This window comes from Anaerotignum sp. (assembly GCF_031981185.1).
Taxonomy (GTDB): domain Bacteria; phylum Bacillota; class Clostridia; order Lachnospirales; family Anaerotignaceae; genus Chakrabartyella.
In genome coordinates this window covers 12,239-12,769 of the sequence record NZ_DALYUL010000012.1, presented here as the reverse complement: position 1 = coordinate 12,769, position 531 = coordinate 12,239, and the positions used below count along the sequence as shown (strand labels likewise).

General features: G+C 42.6%; 1 pseudogene. It reads left to right on the top strand.

Features of this window, described 5'->3' with window-relative positions:
• Window positions 1-531 (top strand): annotated as a pseudogene (locus RTK36_RS08340) (PolC-type DNA polymerase III); the annotation flags it as partial.

Below are 531 nucleotides of genomic sequence, written 5' to 3'. Positions count from 1 at the left end.
ACCGCCCATTGTTCAAGAACGTTTGGAAACGGAACTGAATTCCATCATCAGTAATGGTTATGCAGTGCTTTACATAATTGCGCAAAAGCTGGTTTGGAAATCGGTGGAGGATGGATATTTGGTTGGTTCCCGTGGTTCCGTAGGATCTTCTTTTGCAGCAAATATGGCGGGAATTACAGAGGTAAATTCTCTGCCTCCCCATTATGTATGCCCAAACTGCAAATATTCTGATTTTGATTCTGAAACTGTCAAGGCCTTCTCCTTAGAGGAGGCTTGTGGATGTGATATGCCGGACAAGGTATGCCCAAATTGTGGTGAAAAGCTCCATAAGGATGGACACGACATTCCCTTTCAAACCTTCCTTGGTTTTGAAGGAGATAAGGAACCAGATATAGATTTGAATTTTTCTGGGGAATATCAGCAAAGTGCCCATGCCTATACAGAAGAGCTTTTCGGAACAGGACATGTTTTTAAAGCGGGGACCATTGGAACCCTTGCAGATAAGACTGCCTATGGTTTTGTAAAAAAATA